This window comes from Bradyrhizobium sp. CCBAU 53338 (assembly GCF_015291665.1).
GTDB lineage: Bacteria > Pseudomonadota > Alphaproteobacteria > Rhizobiales > Xanthobacteraceae > Bradyrhizobium.
The window spans coordinates 3,079,189-3,105,262 of sequence record NZ_CP030048.1 but is presented as its reverse complement, the minus strand read 5'-3'; the positions used below and the strand labels follow the sequence as shown (position 1 = coordinate 3,105,262).

24 protein-coding genes and 1 pseudogene are annotated in these 26,074 nt (G+C 64.5%); 11 read left to right on the top strand and 14 right to left on the bottom strand.

What is annotated here, in order from left to right:
* Positions 1-13 precede the first annotated feature (13 nt).
* From XH90_RS14410 to folE, 3 genes are all read right to left on the bottom strand, one after another.
* Complete coding sequence (locus XH90_RS14410; protein WP_194482095.1) at positions 14-1,030, bottom strand: lytic transglycosylase domain-containing protein; 1,017 nt, start codon at positions 1,028-1,030, stop codon at positions 14-16.
* A 156-nt stretch (positions 1,031-1,186) separates the two neighbouring features.
* Positions 1,187-1,609: a phosphoribosyl-AMP cyclohydrolase gene (gene hisI / locus XH90_RS14405; protein WP_194482094.1), complete on the bottom strand. Its 423-nt coding sequence runs from the start codon at positions 1,607-1,609 to the stop codon at positions 1,187-1,189.
* A 29-nt stretch (positions 1,610-1,638) separates the two neighbouring features.
* Positions 1,639-2,331 carry a GTP cyclohydrolase I FolE gene (folE, locus tag XH90_RS14400; RefSeq protein ID WP_194482093.1) on the bottom strand — a complete coding sequence of 231 codons (693 nt, stop codon included), beginning with the start codon at positions 2,329-2,331 and terminating at the stop codon, positions 1,639-1,641.
* Positions 2,332-2,574: 243 nt separating this feature from the next.
* Between folE and XH90_RS14395 the strand changes: the two genes are divergently transcribed.
* Positions 2,575-3,024 (top strand): iron-sulfur cluster assembly scaffold protein, encoded by a 450-nt coding sequence (locus tag XH90_RS14395; RefSeq protein ID WP_194482092.1) that lies wholly within the window; start codon positions 2,575-2,577, stop codon positions 3,022-3,024.
* A 23-nt stretch (positions 3,025-3,047) separates the two neighbouring features.
* Here the strand turns inward: XH90_RS14395 and XH90_RS14390 are convergent, their stop codons facing one another.
* A complete protein-coding gene (locus XH90_RS14390) occupies positions 3,048-3,950 on the bottom strand; it encodes a hypothetical protein (protein ID WP_194482091.1) in 903 nt (300 codons plus the stop codon).
* Positions 3,951-4,180: 230 nt separating this feature from the next.
* On the opposite strand from XH90_RS14390, the gene yidD reads away from it, so the two are divergent.
* Both yidD and XH90_RS14380 read left to right on the top strand, forming a co-directional pair.
* The gene (gene yidD, locus XH90_RS14385) at positions 4,181-4,519 is read left to right on the top strand and encodes a membrane protein insertion efficiency factor YidD (protein ID WP_194482090.1); all 339 of its coding nucleotides are present in this window, start codon (positions 4,181-4,183) and stop codon (positions 4,517-4,519) included.
* Between the two features lie 91 nt (positions 4,520-4,610).
* Positions 4,611-4,823 (top strand): hypothetical protein, encoded by a 213-nt coding sequence (locus tag XH90_RS14380; RefSeq protein ID WP_194482089.1) that lies wholly within the window; start codon positions 4,611-4,613, stop codon positions 4,821-4,823.
* On the opposite strand, the gene XH90_RS14375 is transcribed toward XH90_RS14380, so the two are convergent.
* Both XH90_RS14375 and XH90_RS14370 read right to left on the bottom strand, forming a co-directional pair.
* Positions 4,824-6,032 carry a hypothetical protein gene (locus XH90_RS14375; RefSeq protein WP_194482088.1) on the bottom strand — a complete coding sequence of 403 codons (1,209 nt, stop codon included), beginning with the start codon at positions 6,030-6,032 and terminating at the stop codon, positions 4,824-4,826.
* A 2-nt stretch (positions 6,033-6,034) separates the two neighbouring features.
* Positions 6,035-7,399 (bottom strand): APC family permease, encoded by a 1,365-nt coding sequence (locus tag XH90_RS14370; RefSeq protein ID WP_194482087.1) that lies wholly within the window; start codon positions 7,397-7,399, stop codon positions 6,035-6,037.
* Positions 7,400-7,754: 355 nt separating this feature from the next.
* Here XH90_RS14370 and XH90_RS14365 point away from each other — a divergent pair, with 355 nt between their 5' ends.
* Together XH90_RS14365 and XH90_RS14360 are read left to right on the top strand one after the other, a co-directional pair.
* A complete protein-coding gene (locus XH90_RS14365; protein ID WP_194482086.1) occupies positions 7,755-9,065 on the top strand; it encodes an alpha/beta hydrolase in 1,311 nt (436 codons plus the stop codon).
* Positions 9,066-9,236: 171 nt separating this feature from the next.
* The gene (locus tag XH90_RS14360; protein ID WP_194482085.1) at positions 9,237-9,563 is read left to right on the top strand and encodes a GrlR family regulatory protein; all 327 of its coding nucleotides are present in this window, start codon (positions 9,237-9,239) and stop codon (positions 9,561-9,563) included.
* 17 nt (positions 9,564-9,580) lie between these two features.
* On the opposite strand, the gene XH90_RS14355 is transcribed toward XH90_RS14360, so the two are convergent.
* Positions 9,581-9,970, bottom strand: a complete 390-nt coding sequence (locus tag XH90_RS14355) for a hypothetical protein (protein ID WP_194482084.1) — start codon at positions 9,968-9,970, stop codon at positions 9,581-9,583.
* Positions 9,971-10,060: 90 nt separating this feature from the next.
* Positions 10,061-11,233, bottom strand: coding sequence for an MFS transporter (locus XH90_RS14350; protein WP_194482083.1), 1,173 nt, complete (start codon positions 11,231-11,233; stop codon positions 10,061-10,063).
* A gap of 186 nt (positions 11,234-11,419) precedes the next feature.
* On the opposite strand from XH90_RS14350, the gene thrS reads away from it, so the two are divergent.
* The 3 genes from thrS (at position 11,420) to XH90_RS14335 (ending at position 15,451) form a co-directional block, all read left to right on the top strand.
* Positions 11,420-13,462 carry a threonine--tRNA ligase gene (gene thrS, locus XH90_RS14345; protein WP_194482082.1) on the top strand — a complete coding sequence of 681 codons (2,043 nt, stop codon included), beginning with the start codon at positions 11,420-11,422 and terminating at the stop codon, positions 13,460-13,462.
* Positions 13,463-13,555: 93 nt separating this feature from the next.
* Positions 13,556-14,119, top strand: coding sequence for a nitroreductase (locus XH90_RS14340; RefSeq protein WP_194482081.1), 564 nt, complete (start codon positions 13,556-13,558; stop codon positions 14,117-14,119).
* A 63-nt stretch (positions 14,120-14,182) separates the two neighbouring features.
* Positions 14,183-15,451 (top strand): serine hydrolase, encoded by a 1,269-nt coding sequence (locus XH90_RS14335; RefSeq protein ID WP_194482080.1) that lies wholly within the window; start codon positions 14,183-14,185, stop codon positions 15,449-15,451.
* On the opposite strand, the gene XH90_RS14330 is transcribed toward XH90_RS14335, so the two are convergent.
* Together XH90_RS14330 and XH90_RS14325 are read right to left on the bottom strand one after the other, a co-directional pair.
* Entirely contained in the window at positions 15,437-17,899 is a 2,463-nt protein-coding gene (locus XH90_RS14330; RefSeq protein WP_194482079.1) for a bifunctional diguanylate cyclase/phosphodiesterase, read from the bottom strand. The two genes, XH90_RS14335 and XH90_RS14330, sit on opposite strands and share 15 nt — an antisense overlap.
* An 829-nt stretch (positions 17,900-18,728) precedes the next feature.
* Positions 18,729-19,580 (bottom strand): LysR family transcriptional regulator, encoded by an 852-nt coding sequence (locus XH90_RS14325; RefSeq protein WP_194482078.1) that lies wholly within the window; start codon positions 19,578-19,580, stop codon positions 18,729-18,731.
* Positions 19,581-19,685: 105 nt separating this feature from the next.
* Between XH90_RS14325 and XH90_RS14320 the strand changes: the two genes are divergently transcribed.
* Complete coding sequence (locus tag XH90_RS14320) at positions 19,686-20,678, top strand: zinc-dependent alcohol dehydrogenase family protein (RefSeq protein ID WP_246755807.1); 993 nt, start codon at positions 19,686-19,688, stop codon at positions 20,676-20,678.
* 16 nt (positions 20,679-20,694) lie between these two features.
* Here XH90_RS14320 and XH90_RS14315 read toward each other — a convergent pair whose 3' ends face one another.
* Complete coding sequence (locus XH90_RS14315) at positions 20,695-20,934, bottom strand: hypothetical protein (protein WP_371748365.1); 240 nt, start codon at positions 20,932-20,934, stop codon at positions 20,695-20,697.
* Between the two features lie 257 nt (positions 20,935-21,191).
* Positions 21,192-22,175 (bottom strand): aldo/keto reductase, encoded by a 984-nt coding sequence (locus XH90_RS14310; protein ID WP_194482077.1) that lies wholly within the window; start codon positions 22,173-22,175, stop codon positions 21,192-21,194.
* Between the two features lie 103 nt (positions 22,176-22,278).
* On the opposite strand from XH90_RS14310, the pseudogene XH90_RS14305 reads away from it, so the two are divergent.
* Positions 22,279-23,170, top strand: a pseudogene (locus tag XH90_RS14305) (LysR family transcriptional regulator).
* 3 nt (positions 23,171-23,173) lie between these two features.
* On the opposite strand, the gene XH90_RS14300 reads toward XH90_RS14305, so the two are convergent.
* On the bottom strand, positions 23,174-24,247 hold the full coding sequence (locus XH90_RS14300; protein ID WP_194482076.1) for a hypothetical protein: 1,074 nt from the start codon (positions 24,245-24,247) through the stop codon (positions 23,174-23,176).
* A gap of 239 nt (positions 24,248-24,486) precedes the next feature.
* Here XH90_RS14300 and XH90_RS14295 point away from each other — a divergent pair, with 239 nt between their 5' ends.
* On the top strand, positions 24,487-25,506 hold the full coding sequence (locus XH90_RS14295; protein ID WP_194482075.1) for a patatin-like phospholipase family protein: 1,020 nt from the start codon (positions 24,487-24,489) through the stop codon (positions 25,504-25,506).
* Positions 25,507-25,513: 7 nt separating this feature from the next.
* On the opposite strand, the gene XH90_RS14290 is transcribed toward XH90_RS14295, so the two are convergent.
* A complete protein-coding gene (locus XH90_RS14290; RefSeq protein ID WP_194482074.1) occupies positions 25,514-25,942 on the bottom strand; it encodes a CBS domain-containing protein in 429 nt (142 codons plus the stop codon).
* Positions 25,943-26,074 lie beyond the last annotated feature (132 nt).

The window sequence follows — 26,074 nt, the reverse complement described above, 5'->3', positions numbered from 1 at the left end:
CTCGGCGGCGCGGCTAGCTCGAGAACGTGCCGCTGCGGTCGCTGAAGAGATCGAGCGGCTGCGGCGGCCGCACGTCGGGCGTCGCCGACGCAACCGACGTGAGCGAAGCGTTATTGCCCCACAATTTCTGTACCGTCGTCGAGACCGGCTGCGTCGCATCGCCGGGCTGATAGATCGAACGAAACGCAGGTGCAGTCGGCGCGCTGTCGGCAACGGCCGTTGACGGGGTTGCACTCACCGGCGTCACTGAACGCGAGTCCGGGAAGGTCTGGAGATAGGCCGCGCCATTGACCATTGGCGCGGCGGGCTGCACGCCGTTGGCGGCGGCAACCTGCGTGGTCGACGGGGTGTCGCCATACATCGCCATCGCGCTGCGCGTCGATTTTGCATTCGAGGCGCTGGCGTAGCGCGCATTCAGTACTGAATAGACTTCGGAGACGCTGCGCGCACGCCCGTCCTTGGCGTAGAAGATCGAACGGTTCGCGGAGGCGGCATTGGGAAACAGCCGAGCGCCAACAGCTTGCGGATTGTCCTCGGCATTGGCTATCAGTTTCGCCGCACCGCCGACGCCCATGAAATGCGCCATGTAGAGCTCGCTGTCGGATGGCCGGCGGCCAATCAGACCGGTGAGCTTGAAGCTGTTCGACTGCGTCAGCGCAGCCGCCATGCTGGATGCGGCTTCGGGATCGTCACGCAGCTTCATGATCGAGCGCTTCATGAAGGGATCGTCGACGGTGTAGGTGCCTGACGACGTCCTGGTGATGGCGTCGGCATAGTTGCCATAGCCGAGCTGGGTGCCCGCCTCCTTCACCGTGCCGAGCCAGGTCTGGTCGATGAACTGGTAGAGCCCGTGGGCGGACGAGGTGGTGGCGCCAGCCGACGGATCGAAATCCGATTCCATCTTGGCGGTCGTCAGCATGTATTCGAAGCTGACGCCGGTCTGGTTCGACGCCTGCCTGATCGCGCCCGCGACGCGCCGCGCACCTTCAGTTGCGGTCGTCTGCGATGCACTGGAATTGTCGACCGACATGATGGCGTGACCGGCCCGCGCGGCGTGTGAGCGGCGCCGGCAATTCGGGCGCCTGATCGTCCCACCGTGGGACAATTATGGTTAACGCGGGGTTAATTTGCGGGCTACTGTCATTCCGGGGCATCGCACAGCGATGAACCCGGAATGACGGGTGGGCTATTTCCTGTAGACCGCGTCCGGGTCGAACAGCCTGTCGGCATCGACAAACACCAGCTTCGCACCGCCGCCCTCGGCCTCGACCTTGCGGTAGAAGCAGGATCGGCGGCCGGTGTGGCAGGCAGCACCAGTCTGCTCGACGCGAAGCCAGACCGCATCCTGGTCGCAGTCGGTGCGAATCTCGACCACGCGTTGGGTCTGACCTGAGGTCTCACCTTTTCGCCACAAGGCATTGCGCGAGCGGCTGAAGTACCAGGCTTCGCCGGTCGCAATGGTCCTGCGCAGCGCCTCGTCGTTCATGTGCGCGACCATGAGCACGTCGCCGGTCGCGACGTCGGTCGCGACGACCGTCACGAGGCCAGCGGCATCGAACTTGGGGAGGAAGGCCAGGCCTTCCTCGATCTCGTGGGAGTGAGCGGACACGGCCGTCCTCGCTTCAGATACCCGCGAGGTCAGCGCGTGACGCCTCGCACCATGGACAGGAAACGGGCCTGCTCCGCCGGATTGTCGCGGAACATGCCCGTGTAGCGGCTGGTGAAGGTGGAAGCGCCATGCTTGGCGACGCCACGCACCGACATACAGGTATGCTCGGCCTCGATCAGGACGGCAACGCCGCGTGGCTTCAGGATCTCGTCGATCGCGGCTGCGATCTGCGCCGTCAAATGCTCCTGGGTCTGGAGCCGTCGGGCGAAGATATCGGTCAGGCGCGCGAGCTTCGACAGGCCGACGACGCGTTCCACCGGCGTGTAGGCGATGTGCGCCTTGCCGTAGAACGGCATCATGTGATGCTCGCACTGCGAGGTGAACTCGATGTCACGGACCAGCACGAAGTCGTCATAGCCGGCGGTCTCGCCGAACGTGCGGTCGAGCACCTCGGCCGGGCATTGGTGATAGCCCTGATAGAGCTCGTCGAAGGCCTCGACGACGCGGCGCGGCGTGTCGAGCAGGCCCTCGCGCTGGGTGTTCTCCCCGATATAGGCGAGAAGTGTTTTCACCGCGGCTTCCGCCTCGGCGCGCGCCGGGCGCGGCTGGTCGGCGCGGACGGCGGCCGCGAGGAATTCGGCAGGATCGAGCTCCGCCGGGCGGCTCTCAACCTGCTTGTCAGTGGGCTTGCTGGGGCGAATGGATTTGATGGCAGCGTCCATGTCTACTCCGTTCGACGGCCTTGCGGCCGGAGTGTCACCGGCAGACGGGGCGGACGAGCCGCCGGACGCCTGAAGAGAACAGTATTTGGCGAAAGAGGTCACTTGGCAACAACGCCGGCTGCGCAGATCTGGATCACTGCCAACGCACCGCCGGGCTGTTTTTCCGCCAGTTCCGACCCTATATAGGACCGTGGACGGCACCCGCCAAGGCCGATCCGGAAGGTAAGTGTTGGACTCCATCACATGCTGAACGACATCTATAACAAGCGGATCATCGAGTTGGCCGGGAATATTCCGCGCCTCGGGCGGTTGCCGGATCCCGACGCAAGCGCCACCGCCCACTCCAAATTGTGCGGCTCGACCGTGAAGATCGACCTCAAGATGGAGGGCGATACCGTCACCGACTTCGCACATGACGTGAAGGCCTGCGCTTTGGGACAGGCCTCTTCATCCATCATGGCAAGTCACGTGGTCGGCTCGACTGCTAGCGAACTCCGTGAGTTACGCGACACCGTTCGCAAGATGCTCAAGGAGAATGGCGCACCTCCTGAAGGCAAATGGGAAGAGATCAAATTCCTCGAGCCGGTCCGCGAGTACAAGGCGCGCCACGCCTCGACGCTCCTGACCTTCGATGCCGTGGTCGACGCAATCGGCCAGATCGAGGCCAAGGCGAAGCAGCCGGCCACCGCGTAAGGGCCAAGTCGAGACCGAAGCTCTTACTTCTGCGGCGCAGCCCCCGGCGCTGCCACGCTCCCGGTCGGGACCACGGCTTCCGCCGTCTTGGTCGACCTGGCAGGCTGCGGCTCCGCCTCCTCGCCGAACCTGGCCTGCGTCTTCGGTGCGAGCTCCGCCACCGCTGGCGCCGTGATATCGACGTGTGGCAGCACGTCGGCAACCAGGTCTGTCGTCACAAGATTGGTCAATTTCAGCTCGCCCGCATCGAGCTCGTGCAGATCTTCCCAGGGCGGCACGCTGAGCGCCAGCGACAGCAGGTCCCCCGCCCCGCCCATGTCGAAGGTGTATTTGGCGAGCCGGCCGATGTCGCGTTCCACGATCATCAGATCCTGCGCGTTGTAGCTCGCGGCCTTGGCGTCGTCGGCGCGGTCACCCATCCAGATCTGATGGACGCGGACATGGGCCGCTTCCGGGACGTAGCGCTTCTTGCCGGCCAGCAGCAGGAACACACACATGGATTCACAATAGGCCTCCGAAGCGACCGCCGGACGGGCGCCTTGGCCGCCGCCGTTCTGCTGCGTGATGCCGACGGTGGTCAGGAGGCCGAGACTACGGAAGCGTCGACCGAGCGTGATCGCATCGTTGACGGAACCGCCGCTGGAGTCGAGCACGACGGTAGCGCCACCCAGCTGACGTCCGCGGGCAAAGTCGTCAAAATCCTTCGGAGTATCAGCGGTGATGATGCCGACCGCGCTGACCCAGCCGCGGCAGTTCGGTGCGCAGGCGACCCAGCCAAACTTCATCGGCAGCTTACGCTCTTCAAGCGAGGTGCCGGCCCTGGCCGGCGAGCCAACAGTCGCGACGGCGCCAGCCAACACGAGACCACAAGCGGCGGTTCCCACCAGCAACCAACCGCGAAGGTTGAGCGACTTCAGAACTCTCAAACTGGTTCCTTCCCCAAGCCCCAAAAGCAATCAGGCAAGCCCCGTTTCGACGTTCCCATGAGTCTACACAAGGACGTCACAAAAATGGTATCCGGGGGAATACAGATCGTCCATAGGTACTTGCTGCACTGCTCCCTCAAAGCAGGCAAAATATGGCTCGCGTACAACAGCGCACTGTTCCCTGCGCTGGAACCGCGCATCGGCGCGTACAGGATGTCGGCACAGCGCACATGAAGCACACAACCTGCGAGCACTGTTCCGCTCCCGTTGCCGAAGCGCTGCGGCTGCCCCGCAGATTCGGTCGCGCGCTGATCTGGCTCTATCGCCATACGCTGTCGCCATTGGTGGGTTACAACTGCCGCCATCTGCCCACCTGCTCCGTGTATGGCGACGAAGCGATCGAGCGGTTTGGCCTCTGGGCAGGGGGCTGGATGACGCTCGCGCGTCTGCTGCGCTGCAATCCCTTTGGCACCTCGGGCATCGACAACGTGCCTCTCACCGTGCCCAAAGGTGCGCGCTGGTATCTGCCATGGCGTTACGCGCGCTGGCGCGGCGTCAATGCGTCCTAGGAACGCTGCGGTGCTTTGAGCTTCGCTCCATTGAGCGGAACCGGAACTCTGTCCTCGCGTTGTCATGACGCTCCCACGGGAGGAAACAACAATGCGCTGGAAAATCAGCCCTCATTTTCACATCAGGCCTGGTTCACATCTTGGCTTCAATCCCCGGGATCACGATCCCCGAACCATCGACATGCTCGCGATCATAGCGCTGCTCGTTCTCGTCGTCGGCTCCGGTTGGTATCTGGCGGCAAGTCTCTCAACACCGCCGAGCACGACGGCGTTCATCGTGCCGAGTCAAAGCGTGCACTGGTAGCTAGCGGAACCAGAAGAAGCGGCCGGGTGGCGGCGGGATCGGCTCGGGTGGACGCGGCCGCTTCGGCCGCGGTTTCGGCGGCGGCTCCGCGGATGATGTGGTCTCGGCCGGCGCGGTTTCGCTTCCGGGGATCTTCACCGACAGCAGCAAATTCGACTCGTGCATGCGCCAGCGATAGCCGACGCCGAAATCGATCGGCTGGGCGCGCGTGAACAGTTCGGCGTAACGCTCCTGGTAGCGGCCGGGGAATTCGTTGATCGGACCAAGATAGCGGCCGAACGGGAAGAACCGCCACTGCCGCGAATTGTAGTTGGCCAGCGGAATGCCGGAATCGTCCTGGATGATGGTCGCGCTGTTGGCGAGCAGCCAGTCCCGCACCACGGTGAAGTTGCCTGCGTGCAGGAGGTACGACGCGCTCTTGATCAGGCTGTTGCCGGGCCCGAGCGTCTGGCAGAATTTCAGGAAGCCGGCGGCGCGTGCGCCCGAGTTGGAGAGATCGGTCGAGAAATAATACAGCGTGCGCGCCTCGCCGTCGGCGCCTGCGAAGGTGATGCGAACGCCACGCGTGGCATTCGGCCCCGGATTGTCGTTGCCTGTATGCATTCCCCCCTTGTCGTCGAGCGCGACCATCTCGACGTTGCGGATGGTTTTGCCCGAGCGGGCCAGGAAGACATAGAGGATCGGCAGGGTGCCGTTGACCTGGTTGGAGTGCAGGTCGACCTTCATCTGCTTGGTGATGAAGAATGAGAAGCTCAGGATCGAGCCGAGCGAGCGCTCGACATTGTAGAGCGCGGCGTTGACCGAGCCACGCTGCAATCTGGTCGGATCAGGCACCGCGCCGACCGGCTCCAGCGCGCCCAGCACATAGGTGCTGGCCTTGGAATAGAAGGCGTTGGCGTAGAGGAAGTCCGGGCCACTGAAAAAATAGAACATGGTCGGCCGCGGCGCGGCGAGATTCACCTCGGACCAGTCGCGGATCTTGGACAATTGCCGTTGCTCGAGCTGGGCAAAGGCGCCGTCGAAGAATCTGGCGTGACGCTGCCAGGACGGGTCCTTGGTGAGCGCTAGCAGCGGTGAGTCCGCTGACGGCTGCATGCCCGCGAGGAAGCGCGCCGTGTCGTCGAAGGTAACCTCGGCCGCACGCACGGACGAGATGGCCGCAGCCATAAGGGCAAGAGCAACGGCCGCAAGTCTCATGGCTCGAAACATGTCTATTCGCGATCATGTAACGTAGAAGCGGCGACCGGCCGCCTGCGGAAAACAGCATAAATCAACAGGCCCGCAAGCATGACGAACATCCCCGACAGCGACTGCACCGGCCGCTCGGTCAAGAGGTAGTACATCATGGATGCGGTCACGAGCAGGAAAACGAGCGGCGTGAAAGGGTATCCCCAGGCGCGATAGGGCCTCGGCAAATCGGGATCGGTGATGCGCAGCTTGATGACGCCGGCGACCGTGAAGAACGAACAGAACAACAGCGCGAACTGGATGAAGTCGAGCACCGCCTCGAAGCTGCGCGTGAACAGCAGCAGGTTGGCGACCGCGAGCTGGAACAGGATGGCGTAGGCCGGCGCGCCGCGCACCGATCGCTTCGAGAACACGCGCAGCGCCGGGATGTCTTCCCCCATCGTCATCATCACGCGCGGGCCGATCCACATCATTGCACTGATCGAGGAAATCAGGCCGACGCAGATCATGGCGCCGACGATCCGGCCGCCGAGCGACCCGAAAATGGCACTGCCGGCCACGCTCGCGACGTCGAGCTGGCCGGCCAGGGCGTCGATCGGCGTCGCGTAGAGGAACACCGCGTTGAGCGCGACATACAGCACCAGCACGATCAGCGTGCCCGCAAGCAGCGCGCGAGGCAGACTCTGCTGCGGCGTGTTCATCTCGCCGATGATGTAGGTCGCAGCATTCCAGCCCGAGAACGAGTACATCACGAAGACGAGCCCGATCGCGAAAGGCGCGCTCACGATATGGGCGAGATCGCCCGCCTGCGGCGCAAAGGAGATCGGCTGCGGCGTGCCGATGATGAAGCCCGCAACGAGGAAAGCGACGATCAGCACGACCTTGAGGATGGTCGAGATCAACTGGAAGGTCGAGGAGTGCCTGACGCCGGTCAGTTGCACGATCGACACCAGCCACACCACGCCGATGGCGAGCGGGATCGGCGGCACTTCGGGCACGACGGACTTGGCATATTCGCCGAAAGCCATGGCCGCGAGCGCCACGGGTGCAGCGAAACCCACCGTCGCCGAGACCCAGCCGGCGAGAAAACCGAACGCCGGATGATAGGTGCGGCCGAGGAAATTGTACTCGCCGCTCGAGCGCGGAAACATTGCGCCCAGTTCGCTATAGGAGAACACGCCGCACAGCGCGACAATGCCGCCGACCGTCCATAGCGCCAGGATCGAGAAGCCCGAGGGAAGATCCTTGACCTGGAAGCCGAGGCTGGTGAAGACGCCCACCCCGATCATGTCGGCCACGACGATCGCGGTTGCGACCAGAACGGAAACTCCGGAGCCTCCGGTCAACCGCCCGGTCCAGGGCGCAGTTCCCGCATCTGATGCCGTCATCTGGGTCCCTGAGCCTCAGGCGTGGCGCCTCGTGGGAGGCATCGTGCAGATTGGTCCAGTCAATTCAAGCAGGGTTAACAAGGGTTAAATGAGGCAAGCAAAATAGGTAACGAGCCACCTTTTATGCCCGTTTTTGGCAATAACCCCCGTAGTCGGCCGCGGAAATGCGCGCGTCTCTCCCACAATCGCGACACGATTGCGTGGTCTTTTTTGATCGTTCCGGATGTGGGGAAGTTTGTCCGGACGCTTAACGTCGCCTAAACGCCAGTCGGCTCAATTGTCTTAAGATTGCCGATGGTTCGTGACTTGGGGTCATGGGTGGATGGTCGGGGCCGTTCCGAAATTGGAAGCAGACATGCGTGCTGACCGGACCAAGGCGTCCGGCGCGCGTGGTCGTGCGCTTCGGATCGCCCTTGTCTCAGGCTTGGTGCCCCTCTCGCTCACGCTGGTTCAATGCGGCCAGTCACCCAATCCGACGGCGCTCGCCGCGGGCTCGCAGGCCAATGTCCAGGTCATTGGCAAGACCAATCCCCAAGTCGCCAGCCGGCAAGTCACAAGCGGCGACACGTTCGACGATCGCTTCCCCGCCCCGCAATTCAAGGAACGCTTTCCCTCGGCGAGCGAGAGTTTCCTGCAGCGGCAGATGTCGGACTTCTCGCCCAAGCGCGCCGTGCAGCAACCACCCAAGCCCGAGCAGGCACCCTACAAGGTCGCGTCGCTCGCGCCGCAGGTCCCCTACCAGCGTCCGCAGCGCGAAGACCTAACGACCCTCGTCAGCATGAAGTCCTCGGCCTTCCCCTATTTCGGCAACAATCCCGCCTCCGACGCGCCCTTCCTCAACATCTCCAAGGGCGAGCGCCGCGGCCACCGCAGCTATTCGGGACGTGTATTCTGGCAGGACGAAACCTACAACGACAGTCGCGTGCTGGTGCACGTCCCCGAGCACTTCGACGTGCGCAAGCCTGGCGTGATCGTGGTGTTCTTCCACGGCAATGGCGCGACGCTGGAGCGCGACGTGCGCGACCGCCAACTGGTGCCCAAGCAGATCACCGATTCCGGCGCCAATGCCGTGCTGCTCGCGCCGCAGATGGCGGTCGATGCCGCAGACTCCAGCGCCGGAAAATTCTGGCAGCCCGGCGGCCTCAAGCGCTTCATGGAGGAATCGGCGAGCCACCTTGCCCGTCTCACCGGCGACCCCAACAGCGCGCGGGCCTTCGCCAACATGCCGATCGTGATCGTCGGGTATAGCGGCGGCTTCCTGCCGACGGCCTGGAGCCTCGAGGTCGGCGGCATCAGCGATCGCGTCCGCGGCGTCGTGCTGCTCGATGCGGTTTATGGCGAGATGGACAAGTTCGCGTCCTGGATCGAGAGCCACCGCTCCGGCTTCTTCGTCAGTTCCTACACGCACTACACTGCACGGCGCGACCACGAATTGATGAGCATGCTCAGGCAAAAGGGCATCAGCGTCTCCGAAGACATGGATGGACCCTTGCGTCCCGGAAGCGTGGTGTTCGTGGAAACCGGCGACGGCATCACCCATCGCGACTACGTCAACCGCGCGTGGACGCAGTACCCGCTCAAGGACGTTCTTGTGAAGATGTCGGCCACGCCGGCGCTGGCGCTGACGCGCGTCGCAGCCACCAGCCCTTCGGCATCGAGCCGCTGATCCCGATATTGCGCACGCCGGCATTTCGGCGTGTTGCCTGCAATTCTCTCAGGCCATGATCAAAATGTGATGTTGATGGCCGACAACCCCCGGCAGCCACCGGATTGCTTCTGCTGGCCACGACCATAATTTGCCGGCCAAGTTGAATTTGGATTTCCACGGGGACAGGCAGTGCGTCAGGGACTCTACAAGGTCGACTTCCACACCGTTCACGGGACCGGCTGCGGCGTCGTCTACGTGACTGACGGCAAGATGCGCGGCGGCAATTCGGCCTTCGCCTTCATCGGCACCTATACCGGCCAAGGCGACAGCATCAAGGTCAAGATCTCGACCGAGCGCTACAACGACGACCCGTCGTTCAAGGCTCTGTTCGGCATCGACCGGATCACGCTGACGCTCGCCGGTCGCGAGGACGGCGACACGGCGGAGTTCGAAGGCACCGCGCTGCAAGTGCCGGGCGTTGCCTTCAGGGCCGTATTGAGCCGGCTCAGCGATTAGGCCGCCGGCCCCAAGCTTCAACTTTTGGGTAGCTTCGGAATGCTCTCGGCGAAACCGTTGAAGCAGGCCAAGCGCTCATCCTCTTCCTTGAAGAAACGGCAATCGGCGTAGCCCTTGGCCTTCGCCGGCTTCGGCTTCGGCGTCGGCGCGACAATCGCGTCGTAGCAGTTGAGCCGGTCCTTGGTGCCGTCGTCGAGGTCAAGGCACGCCTGGAGCCGTACCGCGACCGACTGGGGCTTGCCCTTGGGCGCCGCGGCCGGCTTGGCAGCCGCTTCTTTGGTGCCGGCCTTGGTCCCCTTGGGCTTCACCTGCACCAGCGGCTTGTCCCCCACCATCGGTGGCTTATCGGTTTGCGCAAATGCGGAGGCTGAATAGAGCACCGCGGCTACCGCCAGAATCATCCTCATTTCAGTCAAACCTCTTTGGTCCCCATGACCGGCCTTCTAGCGCTCTCCCGCGCCGTTTGCCAAGCGCCTTGCGCACAGGAGAGACGGCTTTCAACCCGGGACGGCGGCCGCCGGCCGGGGCCGGCTCGCAACCACCAGGACCAGCGCCAGAACGACGAAACCGACCGCCACGAAGCCTGTGCTGTGGAGCAGATCGCGGGCAAACAGCAGCCCTCCGACGGCAGAACCGATGGCCTGGCCGATATAAAGGACTGACGTATTGAGCGCGACGGTTGCGGGCGCAAGCGGCGGTGCGGCCGCGACCAGCCGCACCTGCTGCATCGAATTGGTCGAGGCAAATCCCAGTCCCCAGATCGCAACCCCGACCGCCATCAGCACAAGCGTGCCTGCGCTCAGCGCCCAGCCGGCAATGCCCGCCAGTAACAGGCTCGTGAAGAGCAGCGAGGTCCGGTATGGCCCCCAAGTGTCGACGATACGGCTCGCGACCACAACGCCGAGAAAACCGCACACGCCGTAGATGCCGAACACCAGTCCGATCGCGTCCGGGCTTGCGTCGATCAGCTTCTTGAGCAGCGGACCCATGAAGGTGAATACCGCGAACTGGCCGGACATCTGTAGCATCGTGATCGCGAGCAACAGCAGGATCGCCTTGCTGCGGCCGACCTCGCGCCACGTCTTCAGGTCGACCGGCGTGCCCTTCAGGCCGGCCGGCAGGCACACCAGCAACAACAGGAAGCTGACGCAACCGAGCGCGCCGATCTCGCCATAGGCGGCGCGCCAGCCATAGCGGCTGGCGATGAAGGTGATCAGCGGAAGGCCGACGGCGGCAGCGAGCGACCAGCCAAGGAAGATATAGGCAATCGTGCTGCCGCGCCGCTCCGCCGGCACGATCAGCGCCGCGGTGCCCGCGGCCTGCGGCGTGTACAGCGCGCCGACAGCGAGCATCACGAGGCGGATGACGAGGAGGCTTGCGTAATCGGGCGCGAAGGCAGAAGCGAGATTGCCGAGGGCGAGCACGGCAAGCGTGGCGGTCAGCAGGAGCCGCCGTTCGATGCGGCTCGTCAACCACGCCGTCACCGGCGAGCCGATGCACAGCGTGATCGCGCCGAAGGTGATGAGCAGCCCGGCGGTGCGCACGCTGATGCCGAGCCCCTCCGACAATTCAGGCAGCATCCCCGCCGGCGCCAGCACCGAGCAGCCGGTGACGAGATTGCCAAGCATCAGGGCTGTGGGCGTGAGGCGGTCGGCGCGCGAATTTTCCATGCAAATGCATGTAGAGCAGCCCCGCGACCAGTTAAAGGGTGCAGCGCCAAATAGTTGGAGCGTCGCCTCCGCTTTTGCGCGCCAGTTTCTTGGAAATGCCGGATTGCGCAGGCCGAATCGCCTGATATATCGCTCGTTCCCGCTTACCTGCGCTCGTTCGCAGGAGTGAGCCTCAGGAGAAAAGCAATGTCCGAACAGCCCAAATCCGAATCCGGCTTCCAATATTCCCTCAGCAACCTGAAGCCCGTGACCCCTGCAGCCAAAGTCACCCTCACCTTCCCCGACGGCGCCCAGCGCCAATATGACAAGAGCATCACCGGCCTCGACATCGCCAAGGGCATCTCGCCCTCGCTGGCCAAGCGCACGGTCGCGATGGCGCTCGACGGCGAGCTCGCCGATCTCAACGATCCAATCGAGGCCGACGCGAAGATCGAGCTCGTCAACCGCGACGATCCGCGCGCGCTCGAATTGATCCGCCACGACTGCGCCCACGTGCTGGCGGAAGCCGTGCAATCGCTGTGGCCGGGCACGCAGGTGACCATCGGCCCGGTGATCGAGAACGGCTTCTATTACGATTTCTTCCGCAACGAGCCGTTCACGCCGGACGATTTTGCCGCGATCGAAAAGAAGATGCGCGAGATCATCGCGCGCGACAAACCCTTCACGAAAGAGGTTTGGGATCGCGAAAAGACCAAGCAGGTGTTCCGCGACAAGGGCGAGGCCTTCAAGGTCGAGCTGGTCGATGCCATTCCCGGCAACGAGCCGATCAAGATCTACTACCAGGGCGACTGGTTCGATCTCTGCCGCGGCCCGCACATGACCTCGACCGGCAAGGTCGGAGGCGCCTTCAAGCTGATGAAGGTGGCCGGTGCCTATTGGCGCGGCGACAGCAACAACCCGATGCTGACGCGCATCTACGGCACGGCCTTCGCCAAGCAGGAGGACCTCGACGCTTACCTCAGGCAGATCGAGGAAGCCGAGAAGCGCGACCATCGCAAGCTCGGACGCGAGCTCGACCTCTTCCACTTCCAGGAGGAAGGTCCTGGTGTCGTGTTCTGGCACCCCAAGGGCTGGACCATCTTCCAGCAGCTGATCGCCTATATGCGCCGCCGCCTGACCGGCGATTACAGCGAGGTCAACGCACCGCAGATCCTCGACAAGGTGCTGTGGGAGACCTCCGGCCATTGGGGCTGGTACCGCGAAAACATGTTCGCGGCGCAGTCCGCCGGCGACGAGGCCGAGGACAAGCGCTGGTTTGCGCTGAAGCCGATGAACTGCCCCGGTCACGTCCAGATCTTCAAGCACGGCCTGAAGAGCTACCGCGACCTGCCCTTGCGCCTCGCCGAGTTCGGCGTGGTACATCGCTACGAGCCGTCGGGCGCCATGCACGGCCTGATGCGCGTGCGCGGCTTCACCCAGGACGACGCACACATCTTCTGCACCGAGGACCAGCTCGCCGAGGAGTGCCTGAAGATCAACGATCTCATCCTGTCGACCTATGCGGATTTCGGCTTCACCGGCGATCTCACGGTGAAACTCTCCACGCGGCCGGAAAAACGCGTCGGCACGGACGCGATGTGGGATCACGCCGAACGCGTGATGGCGACTGTGCTGCGCGAGATCCAGTCGCAGAACAACCATATCAAGACCGAGATCAATCCGGGCGAAGGCGCCTTCTACGGGCCGAAGTTCGAATATGTGCTGCGCGACGCCATCGGCCGCGACTGGCAGTGCGGCACCACGCAGGTCGACTTCAACCTGCCGGAGCGGTTCGGCGCGTTCTACATCGACCATGACGGCGGCAAGAAACCGCCTGTCATGGTTCACCGCGCGATCTGCGGCTCGATGGAGCGCTACATCGGCATCCTGATCGAGCACTATGCCGGCAACTTCCCGCTCTGGCTCTCGCCGGTACAGGCGGTGGTCACGACCATCACCTCGGAGGGCGACGAATACGCCAAGGTGGTGCTGGAGCAGGCCCGGCGCGCCGGACTTCGCGTCGAGATTGATCTGCGCAACGAAAAGATCAACTACAAGGTCCGCGAACACTCGCTGGCCAAGATCCCGGCGCTGCTCGTGGTCGGCAAGAAAGAGGCCGAGACGCACTCGGTCTCGGTCCGCCGGCTCGGCAGCGACGGCCAGAAGGTCATGACGACGGAGGAGGCAATCGCCGCCCTCGTCGACGAAGCGACCCCGCCGGATGTCCGGCGGGCGCGCGGCGCGGTCTGATCCCTGAAATCGATCTAAACTTGCTTTCGGTTGCGGGCGTGCATGCCTATCTCGGCATGGCACGCCCGCTGACCAGCCGAAGAGGCCATCGCAATGCCTGACGCCATCGAACTCCTCAAGACCCGCCGCTCGGTCAAGCCGCGCGAGATGACCGGCCCCGGCCCCTCGCCCGCCGAGCTCGAAACCATTCTCACCATCGGCGCGCGCGTACCTGATCACGGCAAGCTCGCGCCGTGGCGCTTCATCGTTTTCGAGGGCGATGCACGCCAGCGCGCCGGCGAGGTCATCGCCAGGGTCTTTGCCCGCAAGAATCCCGGCGCGCCCGCCGCTGACATCGAGACCGAGCGCAAGCGTCTCACCGATGCGCCACTGGTGATCGGCATCGTCAGCTTCACCAAGCCGCATCCGAAGGTGCCGGCGTGGGAACAGGAGATGTCGGCGGGCGCCAGCGCCATGAACATCGTCACGGCCGCAACCGCGCTGGGCTACGGCGCCTGCTGGCTGAGCGGCTGGTTCTCCTTCGATCGCGACGTGCTGGACGGTCTTGGCCTCAAGGCGGACGAAAAGCTCGCCGGCCTCGTCCACATCGGCAAGCCGACCAAGGCGAGCGAGGATCGTCCGCGACCGGTCCTTTCCGAAATCGTGACGCGTTTTTAATCGAAGTCCTGTTGACGCCTCCGACGTCTTGCGGCTCTGTTCCCGGCGAGGGAGGAAGCCCTGATGAAGCGTCGTGAATTTCTGGTCGGGGCGGCGATGATGGCCGGCACGATGGCGCGGAGCCGCGCCACCGACGTCCCTGCTCCCGCACCCGACAAGCTGCGACGCATCACCGCGTTCTTCGAAAACGAGGTGACCACCGGCCGTTTGTCGGGTGCGATCGTGCTGATCCATCAGCACGGCAAGCCGGTTTATTTCAAGCTGTTCGGCGTCCGCGACGTCAGGACGCGGCTGTCGATGACGCCGGACACGATCTTCGCGATCCATTCCATGAGCAAACCGATCACCAGCCTGGCGGCAATGATGCTGATCGACGAGGGCAAGCTTGCGCTCACTGATCCCGTCTCGAAATACATTCCCCTCTTCGCCGGCACCAAGGTCGGAATGGAGGTCACCAGGCCCGACGGCTCGATGGCGCTCGAGATGGTGCCGCCGATCCATCCGGTGACGATCAGGGATTTGATGCGGCACACCTCGGGCATCACCTACGATTATATCGGCGGCAGATGGGTCGAGCTTGCCTACAAGGCCGCCAATATCTTCGAGGGCCCCTTCAACAACCGGGAATTCGCCGACCGCATCGCCAGGCTGCCGCTTGCGCGGCAGCCTGGGACGCTGTGGCGCTACGGTCATTCCACCGACGTGCTCGGCAGCGTCATCGAAATCATCACCGGGCAGTCGCTGTACGATGCCCTGAAGCAGCGCATCTTCGACCCGCTCGGCATGACCAGCACCAAATTCGCGCTGTCGACACCGGACGAATTCGAGCGGATGGCGCGGCCGCTGCCGAGCGACCAGATCCTGCTCGATGGCGAGCGTGAACGCCTCGACCATCCGGAATGGCAATCCGGCGGCGGCGGCCTGCTCTCGACCATCACCGACTATCAGCGCTTCGCGCAGATGCTGCTCAACGGCGGCGAGTTCGACGGCAAGCGCTATCTCAGCCCGGCCGCCTTCAAAGCCATGACGACCGACCAGATCGGACCTGACTCCGGCGTCGAGCGCGACTATTTCTATTTCCCCGGCGATGGTTTCGGTTATGGCTATGGCCTCGCGGTGCGCACCGATCCCGGCAATGCAAAGCCGCCGCCGGCCGGCTCGATCGGCGAATTGAAATGGGACTCGGGCAGCGGCACCTATTTCGGGGTCGATCCCAAGCTCGACATGGTCTACGTCCTGATGGAGCAGACCCAGAACGAACGCGGCCGCATCACGCCCGCCTTCAAGGAACTGGTCTACGGCTGCTTTCCGCCCGAGCTAAGCCGCCCGTGAGGTGCGCTGGCCGAAATCGGCGAGCAACTTTGCGATTTCGGCGGCGGGCCGCGCTGCGCTGAACAGAAATCCCTGTACCTCGTTGCAGCCTTCCGCCCGCAGCCAGTCGAGCTGGTCCTCGGTCTCGACGCCCTCCGCGGTCGTGGTGATGTTGAGGCTACGGCCGAGCCCGGAAATCGCGCGCACGATCGCGCCGCAATCGGGCCGCTGCGCCAGATCCTTCACGAAGGAGCGATCGATCTTGATCTTGTCGAACGGAAAGCTGCGCAGATAGCTGAGACTGGAATAGCCGGTGCCGAAGTCATCCATGGAGATGCCGACACCGAGCTCGCGCAATTGATGCAGGATCGCGAGGTTGGCATCGGTCTCGGCGAGGAAGATCGACTCGGTGATCTCGAGCTCGAGCCGCTTCGGCGACAGGCCGGATTGCGCCAGCGCCGAGATCACGACCTGAACCAGATTGCGGCTGCGGAATTGCGCCGGCGACAGATTGACCGCGACCTTGACGTCAACGGGCCACTTCACCGCTTCGGCACAGGCTTCGCGCAGCACCCATTCGCCGAGCTGGGTGATCAGGCCGATGTCCTCGGCGACAGGAATGAACTCCGCCGGCGAGATCATGCCCTTGTCGGGATGACGCCAGCGCAACAGCGATTCGAAGCCGGAGATGCGATCGGATGCGATCGACACCAGCGGCTGGTAATGCAGCTCGAACTCGCCATTGGCAAAGGCGCGGCGCAGATCGAGCTCCATGTCGCGGCGCTTCTGCGCCTGGAGGTCCATCTCGCGCTCGAAGAAATGATGCACGCCGCCGCCGTCGGACTTCGCCCGATATAGCGCCATGTCGGCATTGCGCATCAGCTCCTCCGACGTCACGCCGTCGCCCGGCGACAGCGCGATGCCGATGCTGGCGCCGATCACCATCTCCTGGCCGTCGATGTCATAGGGCGCCTTCAGCATGTCGATCAGCACCGTCGCGCAGGCGCTGGCCTCGTTCGGCGAAACGTCCGCCGCCAGGATCACGGCGAACTCGTCGCCGCCGAGCCTTGCCGCGAGATTGGCGCCGCGGACCGCGGTGGTCAGGCGTTCGGCAACCTCCTTGAGCAGGCGGTCTCCCACGGGATGCCCGAAGGAATCGTTGATGTTCTTGAACAGGTCGAGGTCGATATAGAGCACGCCGACACGCTTGCCGCCGGCCTGGTCCAGCGCCTGCTTCAAGCGTTCCTGGAAGTATTTGCGGTTGGGCAGATCGGTGAGCCCGTCATGATGGGCCATGTGGGCGATCCGCGCCTCGGCCTTGCGCCGCTCGGTGATGTCGACCACCGCAACCAGATAGCCGTCGCGGTCGTCGAAGGTGACGCGGCGGCCGAAGGTGAGCACCTCGATCTCGCTGCCGTCGGCGCGCAAGTGCCGCCAGTTGCGCGAGGAGTGGTAGGTTTCGCCGATGCGATCGAGCGCTTCGGCGTGGCTGTCCCATTCGTCCTCGGGCCAGATCTCGTGCAGCTTCATGCGCAGGAACGCCGCGCGGCTGTAGCCGTAATGCTGGACCGCGGCGTCGTTGACGCCCAAGAACTCCTTTGTCTCGGCGTCGAACACCCACATCGGCATCGGGTTGTTGTCGAACAGCAGGCGAAACGAGGCGTCGCGCCGCTTCAGCGCCGTGACATCGGAGATCGCCAGCGAGATGACGTCGGCAAATGCGGTGGCGCTGAGCCGGAGGTAGCGGCCACCGTGCTCGATCTCGAGCTGCTCGCCGCGGCCGCCGGAGACGGCCTTGAGCAGGAGCTCCATGACGTCGGGCGCAGCCAGCAGCGTGGTGCCCTGGCCGATCTGCCGCCACAGCAGTCCGCCGCTCGCAACATTCAGCAGCAGTTCCGCGCTCTTGTTGTGATGCACGACCTGGAAATCGAACGGCCGGCCGCTCGCATCGCGCAACGTCGCCAGTGAGACCACCGCGTCGTCGGTCGCCGAGAAGATCGCGTCCAGCAGATTGTATTGCGCGCCGCGCTCGTTGACGTAAGCGCCGACCAGCGTTGCGCCCCAGCGCGAGGCGGTCGGCAGCGCCAGCACATCGTAGGTCCTGACCATGCCGTCGCGCACGCAATGGGCGCTGGACTGATGCGGTCGCTCGTTCCTGAGCGCGTTTGCCGCGGCCTCCGACAGCGCGGTGGCGCAGTCCGGCGACAGCTCCGCGACCGGAATGTCCCAGCGCTCATCGCCGAGCCATTTCTGCACGTAGCGTCCGCTGCGCGACAGCTCGAGCGTGCCGTCGCCCTTGAGCAGCGCGATATGATCGGCCAGCCGCCCGAGGCTGCCGAGCATCACGTCCTCATAGCGCGGCAGCCGGTCACCCGGCTTCAACGCGGCGCGCCATTTGCGCTGAAGCACCGGTATGTCGTCGAACATTTCGGTGGCCGGTTTGCCCGGCATCTTCTTCGCGGCACTCATAGCAGTCCCCAACGCACTTTCCCGGCGCATCCAATGCAACCGCGCTTAATGGCGTGTAAAAAGGACGCAGCGCCGGTTCCGCTCCAGTGATTATGACAGTTTTAAGTTGGACGATGGTTAGCGCGCTTTAGAGACTATGACAGTGGCTTGAAATGCGAACTCTCTGTAACGCGCGAGCGCTGCTGCGCCCGCGTCCGGGGCACGAGACCTATTTCAATGTTCGACATGGATAATCATCCTCGCGGCTTGTCCGCTCGAGCTTTGCGTTGTCGCCTCACCCTCAAATGAAAGAGGGTGCAGGGAAGACCGGGTGCCGGCTGGCACCCGCGGTCCACTGTGCGAAGGTTGCGCTACAGGAGGCTGCACAGCGGCATACAGGTGAAGCCAAACATCCGGCCTTCCCTGCGCAGTGGTTTGACGGCTTATGTCGTGATCTCCCCGGGGAGCGATGCACTATTGCCCCCGTCGCCCTGCAGATGGCTGATGTGCGCGCCCGGTTGGACATCGCACATCACCACAGGACTTGGCGCACAGGCTCCGGGCGCCAGGACCACACGATTTTGCCGTACGCGGATCACACCGGTCGTGTGCGCGATGGTCTTGCTCACGGTTGCCCGCCCTGCAAAGCCCTTCGCGCCGATGAGACCCACGTCCACCACAGCCCGGCCCGCGTCGTGACGATCGCGATACGCCCCTCTTCCAAGGGCCGGGTTGCCGCGACACATACGCCGTTTCCGAATTTCGGTAAAGTGGAATATTTTTGGCGAAACGGATTGCCCCAAGGCTGGCGTGTTTTGCCGGTCAGGCACCGCAAGGGGTTGTGGCCGGATCACCCCGCCAGTTTCTCAATCACCAGATCCAGCAGCGCGCGCAGGCGTGCCAGCCGCTTGAGATCGCGGTGATAGCCGACATAGGTGTCGCGGCCCGGTGGCGCGGCGCCGATATCGAGCGCGACTAGGCGGCCGTCGCGGTCGCCGAGGGGACGCGGCAGCACTGCAAGGCCCCCGCCGCCGGCGCAGAGTTCGGCCTGCGCCTGGCGGTTGTTGCTGCGCGCGCCGATCTCCGCCTTCGGCAACGTGCGCTTCAGCCAGACGGCGTCGGGCATGTCGGCGAATTCGGCGTTCATGGTCACGACGCGAATGCCGCTGCCGTCACCGGCACGTGGCGGCTTGCTGCCCTTCCTGCCGTACAGCGCGTAGGGAATGTGGAGCAGCTTTCTGGAAACGACCTCGGGCTCATCAAACGGCTTGATGCGAAAAACGAGGTCGGCTTCACGCCGCGGCAGGCTGTAGAGCCGTGCGTCGGTCAGAAGCTCGACGATCACCCTGGGATGGCGCTTGCCGAAGGCCGCGATCACCGGCGACAGCATCAGCGTGCCGAACCAGTCCGAGGAGGACAGGCGCAACGTGCCGTCGAGTTGCGTCTCCGTGCCCGTCGCCTGCCGCTGGAGCGCGAGCGCCTCGTCCTCGATCCGCTCGGCATGCGCGAGCACGGCGGTGCCTTCATCGGTCAGGACAAAACCATCCGCCGTGCGCTGGAACAGCGTCTGCCCGAGCGTCTGCTCGAGCGCGCGCAGCCGCCGCCCCATCGTCGGCTGGGTCTGGCCGATCTTTCGCGCGGCAGCACCTAGCGTGCCTTCGCGCGCAATCGCGAGGAAAATGCGCAGATCGCTCCACTCCATCCGATATCCCGCCCATTCAAAAATGCACGATGATCGTACATCCTTGTTCCTTCCCATGCAAAAAATCATGGGCATATTAGGGGGCGACATTGGAGCAGGACGATCATGACCAAGCAATCGACAATGCGCGCCGGCGTGCTGGAGACCCACAACGCCCCCTTGCGCATCTCAACCATCTCCACACCCGAGATCGGCCCGCGCGAGGTGCTGGTGCGCGTGCGCGCGAGCGGCGTCAATCCGCTCGACACCAAGATCCATGCCGGCGCTGCCGCGCATGCGCGCCATCCGCTGCCGGCAATCCCCGGCATCGATCTCGCCGGCATAGTCGAGCAGACCGGGCGCGAGGTCTCGCGCTTCAGGATTGGCGACGAAGTCTACGGCATGACCGGCGGCGTCGGCGGCGTGCAGGGATCGCTGGCGGAATTCGCCGCTGTCGATGCCGACTTGCTGGCATTGAAGCCGGCCAATCTCAGCATGCGCGAGGCCGCCGCTCTGCCCCTCATCTTCATCACGGCGTGGGAAGGCCTGATCGACCGCGCCGCCTTGAAGGCCGGCCAGAAGGTGTTGATCCATGGCGGCGCGGGCGGTGTCGGCCATGTCGCGATCCAGATCGCGCGTGCCTTCGGCGCGGAGGTGTTCGCGACAGGATCGGCCTCGCAGCGCGCAACGATCGAGGGCTTTGGCGCCACCTTCATCGACCGGGAAGCCGCGGTTGAGGCTTACGTCGCCGAGCACACCGGCGGCCGCGGCTTCGACATCGTCTACGACACCGTCGGCGGCAAGGTGCTCGATGCGTCCTTCACCGCTGTGCGCCGCTTCGGCCATGTCGTGAGCGCGCTGGGCTGGGGCACGCATGCGCTGGCACCGCTGTCGTTCCGGGCCGCCAGCTATTCCGGCGTGTTCACGCTGCTACCGCTGCTGTCAGGCGAAGGCCGCGCGCATCACGGGAAGATCATGACTGAAGCCACGCGCCTTGCCGAAGCCGGCAAGCTGGTGCCGCTGCTCGATGCCAGGCACTTCAGGATGGAGAGCGTTGACGACGCCTACGCGCTGATCCGGGATCACGCTGCCAGGGGCAAGCTGGTCGTCGAGATCTGACGGCGCAGAAACGCCGCTAATCCTCGCTGGACGCCGCCGAGCGGTTGCGCAAGTAAGCCTGCGACAACAGGAAGAACAGTGCGCGCTCGCCATGATATTTGGCCGAAGGACGCGTGCGCTCGAAACCGTCGGCAAAGATCTTGCCGGACTGGTCGCAGACCTGCCATCGCCAACCAAGCCGTTTGCGTCTGGTGAGGATCACTTCGAACATGCCGACGCGCTTGGTCCCTGCTCCTTGCCGGTCACGCAAGCCCACCAAGGCTGCGCCGGCCTCCTCCATTGGACGGATGCCCGAGATATAGCGCAGCCCGAGAGAAAGCGAATGAAATGATTATCGGAAATACGTAACTCGCGCCTGAAACGACGAAGTCGCAATGCGCCTGGAATAAGCCGATGCCGCCGGTGTTTTTCACCCCCTCCGCGCGTTTTGGTAGCGCTTACAGGCGGTATTCAAAGCGAAACACAGCATGAATGTTCGCTAAGCGAAAGCTTACCGGACAAACACAACAAATGTTAGCGTCCGACGCGTGCCTGAAGATGCGCAGGATAACGCTCGCCTTGCACCGAGACCCTCGCCAGCACCGCTGCAATGGCCGCGAGATCGGCTTGCGACAGCGCCACCGCAGCCGCGCCGAGATTTTCCTCGAGCCGGTGCAGCTTGGTGGTGCCGGGAATCGGTACGATCCAGGGCCTTTGCGCGAGCAGCCAAGCCAGCGCGATCTGTGCCGGCGTCACCTTCCACGATGCAGCGATCTCGCCGAGCAGATCGACCAGCGACTGGTTGGCTTTGCGTGCACTGGATGAGAAGCGCGGCACGATGTTGCGGAAATCGCTGCTGTCGAACTGCGTGCTCTCGTTGATCGCGCCGGTCAGAAAGCCCTTGCCGAGCGGGCTGAACGGCACGAAGCCGATGCCGAGCTCTTCCAGGACAGGCAGGATCTCCTGCTCCGGCTCGCGCCACCACAGCGAATATTCGCTTTGCAATGCGGTGACGGGCTGCACGGCATGGGCGCGGCGGATGCTCGCGGCGCTCGCCTCCGACAGGCCGAAATGCAGCACCTTGCCCTCGCCGATCAGATCCTTGACCGCGCCCGCAGTGTCCTCGATCGGCACCATGGGATCGACGCGATGCTGATAGAATAGATCGATGCGGTCGGTCTTCAGTCGCCGCAAGGCGGCCTCCGCGACCGCCTTGACGTTGGCGGGCGAGCTGTCGAGCCCGGCATCGACCTTGCCGCCCCTGAAGCCGAACTTGGTGGCGATCACCACTCTGTCGCGGAACGGCGCCAGCGCCTCGCCGACCAGTTCCTCGTTGACGAAGGGGCCGTAGGCCTCGGCGGTGTCGAAGAAGGTCACGCCGCGCTCGAACGCGGTCCGGATCAGCGCGATCGCCTGCGACGTCTCGGTCGCGGGGCCGTAGCCGTAGCTCAATCCCATGCAGCCGAGGCCGAGGGCCGAAACCTCGAGACCACCTTTGCCCAGTTTGCGCGTCTGCATCGCAGTTCTCCTTTCAAAATCATGTTCGGCAGCGAACTTAAGCCGCGCGCGGTCCTGCGATTAGGTGATAAAATCGGCATGTACTCATGATCCGGACTCATGAATGGCCCGCGCCAACGCCAACGACCTGCTCGCCTTTCTCGCCGTCGCGCGCGAGCGCAGCTTTACCCGCGCGGCCGCCCGGCTCGGCGTCTCCCAATCGGCGCTCAGCCACACCGTGCGCGGTCTGGAGGAACGGCTCGGCTTAAGGCTCCTCACACGCACCACCCGCAGCGTCGCGCCGACCGAGGCCGGCGAACGGCTGCTGCGCACGATCGGACCGCGTTTCGACGAGATCGATGCCGAGCTGTCGGCGCTGACCGCACTGCGCGACGCCTGCCGGCACGGTCCGCATCACCACGGGCGAGCACGCGGCCCAGACGATCCTGTGGCCGGCGCTGGCCAAGCTGCTGCCGCGCTATCCTGACATCAAGGTCGAACTCGTCGTCGACTACGGCCTCACCGACATCGTCACTGAACGCTACGACGCCGGCGTCCGCCTCGGCGAGCAGGTCGCGAAAGACATGATCGCTGTCAGGATCGGGCCGGAGATGCGGATGGCCGTGGTCGGCGCGCCCGCCTATTTCGCCGCACGCGACAAACCGAAGCAGCCGCAGGATCTCACCGAGCACAATTGCATCAATCTGCGCCTGCCGACCTATGGCGGGATCTATGCCTGGGAATTCGAGAAGCGCGGCCGCGTCGTGAAGGTGCGCGTCGACGGCCAGCTCGTGTTCAACACCGGCCTGCTCAGGACGAATGCCGTGCTCGCGGGCCTTGGCCTCGCCTACATCCCCGAAGATCTGGTGAGGCGCGAGATCGCCGACGGCCGGCTGATCCGCGTGCTCGCCGACTGGTGCGCGCCGTTCGCGGGCTATCACCTCTATTACCCGAGCCGGCGGCAGCCGACGCCGGCGTTCGCCGTGCTGGTGGAGGCGCTCAGGTATCGGAAGTGAAGCTTAGTGCGCGACGACTTCGACTTCGCCGTCGACGCCGTTGACGACGTTGAAGCCGCGCTCGTAGACCTTGCCCTCGTTCTTGGCGATGGCGCGGTATTCGCCTTCGGAGAGCACGACGCGCGGGAAGGCGCCGATCGATTCCTTGATCACGTCGCCGCCGGGCGTCAGCACCGACCAGGCGGTGTTGGCGAGCGCCTCGCCGCCCTTGTCGCTGACGAGCTTGAGCGTGATCACGGCCGCGCGGTGGGTGATGGTGACGTCGGTGAGCTTGCCGGCCTGGACGCGGATGTCCGAGCGCACCACCGAGTTGGCATCGCCATAGTTGGAGATGATGTAGTAGGTGCCCTCGGGCAGCAGCACGACGTCGCCGGCGGACACGTTCGGGACCAGCGAGGCACGCTCGCCGGATTCGAACTGGCTGCCCTTGTAGATCGCGAACGAGATCTGGTTCTGCGGAATGCGGCTGGTGCCGACGCGGCCCTCGATGCGCAGGCCTCCTGCCGGCAGCACGAAGGATTCACGGTCGGTCTCGGCCTTCAGGCTGACGGTGCGTACCGCGCTGACGAGACCGAAGGCGACGTGCACGACGTAGTTGCCGGGCGGCAGCACGATGCTGGGCGTGGCGCTGCGGTCCTCGCGGATCAGCTTGAAGGTGCCGTTCTCGTCGGGACGGTCAGCAAATACGCGCCAGACCAGGCCGGCATTGATCGCCGGAGAATCCTTGCCGTATCTCGCGGTCAGCGACAGCACACCCTGGCCCGGCACCGCCGCATTGAGCGGTGCAGACGGCGGAACGGTCGAGACGGCCGGCGGCGGCATGCTCGGCGTATTCGGCTGGGTCAGGGTCGGCGGCAGGCTCGGAGGGCCCGCGCCCGGACCCGAGGGCGGTGCGAGGCTCACGGCGCCGCCGGGATCGGGCACCGAAGCCGGGGGCACCGGCGGCGGACGATCGGAGAAAAGCTGCGCTTGCGCGGTGTTTTGACCCAAGCCGAGGAGGCTCGCGGCCATGACGAGCGCCGGCAGCAGCCTGCCGCCGCGCCGCCATCCGATGATGCCGTCACCCCCGCTAATCATGCCCCTGCTTTTCACCGAAAACGCGGCAAATTCAAGCCTCTGAAATCCCATGGAATACGGTTCTATGGAACCCGGTTGACGCTTGCGTGATTAGTTCAGGGCCAACGGGCCTTCGCCACACTCCCGCCCCCTGCGTCCCGAACGGTATAAACCATGCTTGGCCTCTGTTCTGGCGGCGAGCAAGGACAGTGCCTAGTCTGGCAAGTGCGGCGACTGGCCCCGCCGTTAGGAGAGTTTCGGTGCTGGAAATCTTGAGAGGTCGGGGCGCGAACGGCGCGAATGGCGAGAAGGTCGGCCTCGGTAGTGTCCGCCGCCCCGTCCTGGGTCTTGCACTCGGCGGCGGCGCAGCGCGTGGCTTTGCCCATATCGGTATCATGAGAACGCTGCTGGCCAATGGCATCGTGCCCGATGTCGTGGTTGGCACCTCGATCGGCGCCGCGGTCGGCGGCGCTTACGCGGCCGACCGGCTCGATGCGCTGGAGGACTGGGCGCGGAGCCTGCAAGGCGTGCGCAACATCCTCGGCTATCTCGATATCCGCCTCAACGGCTCCGGCCTGATCGGCGGCGAGAAGCTGGCAAGCCGGCTGGAGGAATCGATCGGCCAGATCCTGATCGAGGACTTGCCGATGAAATATGCCTCGGTCGCGACCGAGATCCGCACCGGTCACGAGATCTGGCTGACGCGCGGCCGGCTGGTCGAGGCGATGCGCGCCTCCTATGCGCTGCCCGGGATCTTCTCGCCCGTGATGATCGGCGACCGCTGGCTGGTGGACGGCGCGCTGGTGAACCCGGTGCCGGTGTCGGCGGCGCGGGCGCTCGGCGCCGAAATCGTGATTGCGGTCAATCTGTCGACCGACATCTTCACCCATTCGACGACGATCCACGCGCACGGCGCGATGCCCGCGCCTGTCGCCGAGGAGACCCCGGCCAAGCGGCGTTTTCCGCGCATCTTCTCGCCCGAGAAAACCGTCAAGCGTGAGTTCTTCGGCAGCGCCGGACGCCCCGGCATCTCCTCGGTGATGATCGATGCCTTCAACATCATGCAGGACCGCATTACCCGCGCGCGCCTCGCCGGCGATCCGCCTGATCTCCTGATCACGCCGCGGGTCGGCCAGTTCGGCTGGTTCGATTTTCACCGCGCCGAGGAGTTGATCGCCCACGGCGCGCGCGCCGCCGAGCGCGCGCTGGAGTCGATCCAGGAAACCATCGACGTGCTGGCGCCGCCGCCCGAAGACGCGGCGCCCAAAGCGGCCGAATGAATCCGGCTCAGGCCGTCTTGATGTAGTCGCGCAGGGCTTCCTGCTCGGATTCGTATTCGCGCACACGCCATTTGACGATGTCGCCGATCGAGATCAGGCCGACCACCTTGTTGTTCTCGAGGACGGGCAGATGGCGGAACTTGCCCGTTGTCATCATCTCCATCAGCTCGGCGACCGTGTCGGTCTCCTTGCAGCTCACCACCTTGCGGGTCATGACCTGAGAGACCGGCTCTTCCAGCACGCCTGCACCGCGCTCGCCCAGCACACGCACGATGTCGCGCTCGGACAGGATGCCTTCGAGCCGGCTCTGGTTCATCACCAGCACCGCGCCGATCTTCTTTTCGCCGAGCAGCTTGACCGCGGCAGCCAGCTTCGCGTCGGGCTCGACGCTCATGATCTGGTGCCCCTTGGTATTGAGAATGGAACGTACCGTCATTGTCGCCTCCCTGAATCCGACCCGTCCGCTTTGCGCGGTTCGGACTTGTTCGCGAGTCTTCAACTAACAGTTTCGGCGCCGGTTTCACGTTCAGGCGCTTTGCGAAGCAAAGCCTCTACGGGCTTGTCGCTT

What these genes read in the sequence shown, in the direction of transcription:
- XH90_RS14330 (WP_194482079.1), bottom strand. Translation starts at nt 17,899, where the DNA reads ATGAGTGCCGCGAAGAAGATGCCGGGCAAACCGGCCACCGAAATGTTC.
- folE (WP_194482093.1), bottom strand. Translation starts at nt 2,331, where the DNA reads ATGGACGCTGCCATCAAATCCATTCGCCCCAGCAAGCCCACTGACAAG.
- XH90_RS14380 (WP_194482089.1), top strand. Translation starts at nt 4,611, where the DNA reads ATGCGCTGGAAAATCAGCCCTCATTTTCACATCAGGCCTGGTTCACAT.
- XH90_RS14310 (WP_194482077.1), bottom strand. Translation starts at nt 22,175, where the DNA reads ATGCAGACGCGCAAACTGGGCAAAGGTGGTCTCGAGGTTTCGGCCCTC.
- thrS (WP_194482082.1), top strand. Translation starts at nt 11,420, where the DNA reads ATGTCCGAACAGCCCAAATCCGAATCCGGCTTCCAATATTCCCTCAGC.
- XH90_RS14410 (WP_194482095.1), bottom strand. Translation starts at nt 1,030, where the DNA reads ATGTCGGTCGACAATTCCAGTGCATCGCAGACGACCGCAACTGAAGGT.
- XH90_RS14375 (WP_194482088.1), bottom strand. Translation starts at nt 6,032, where the DNA reads ATGTTTCGAGCCATGAGACTTGCGGCCGTTGCTCTTGCCCTTATGGCT.
- XH90_RS14365 (WP_194482086.1), top strand. Translation starts at nt 7,755, where the DNA reads ATGCGTGCTGACCGGACCAAGGCGTCCGGCGCGCGTGGTCGTGCGCTT.
- XH90_RS14355 (WP_194482084.1), bottom strand. Translation starts at nt 9,970, where the DNA reads ATGAGGATGATTCTGGCGGTAGCCGCGGTGCTCTATTCAGCCTCCGCA.
- XH90_RS14340 (WP_194482081.1), top strand. Translation starts at nt 13,556, where the DNA reads ATGCCTGACGCCATCGAACTCCTCAAGACCCGCCGCTCGGTCAAGCCG.
- XH90_RS14290 (WP_194482074.1), bottom strand. Translation starts at nt 25,942, where the DNA reads ATGACGGTACGTTCCATTCTCAATACCAAGGGGCACCAGATCATGAGC.
- XH90_RS14350 (WP_194482083.1), bottom strand. Translation starts at nt 11,233, where the DNA reads ATGGAAAATTCGCGCGCCGACCGCCTCACGCCCACAGCCCTGATGCTT.
- yidD (WP_194482090.1), top strand. Translation starts at nt 4,181, where the DNA reads ATGAAGCACACAACCTGCGAGCACTGTTCCGCTCCCGTTGCCGAAGCG.
- XH90_RS14335 (WP_194482080.1), top strand. Translation starts at nt 14,183, where the DNA reads ATGAAGCGTCGTGAATTTCTGGTCGGGGCGGCGATGATGGCCGGCACG.
- XH90_RS14325 (WP_194482078.1), bottom strand. Translation starts at nt 19,580, where the DNA reads ATGGAGTGGAGCGATCTGCGCATTTTCCTCGCGATTGCGCGCGAAGGC.
- XH90_RS14395 (WP_194482092.1), top strand. Translation starts at nt 2,575, where the DNA reads ATGCTGAACGACATCTATAACAAGCGGATCATCGAGTTGGCCGGGAAT.
- XH90_RS14320 (WP_246755807.1), top strand. Translation starts at nt 19,686, where the DNA reads ATGACCAAGCAATCGACAATGCGCGCCGGCGTGCTGGAGACCCACAAC.
- XH90_RS14300 (WP_194482076.1), bottom strand. Translation starts at nt 24,247, where the DNA reads ATGATTAGCGGGGGTGACGGCATCATCGGATGGCGGCGCGGCGGCAGG.
- XH90_RS14370 (WP_194482087.1), bottom strand. Translation starts at nt 7,399, where the DNA reads ATGACGGCATCAGATGCGGGAACTGCGCCCTGGACCGGGCGGTTGACC.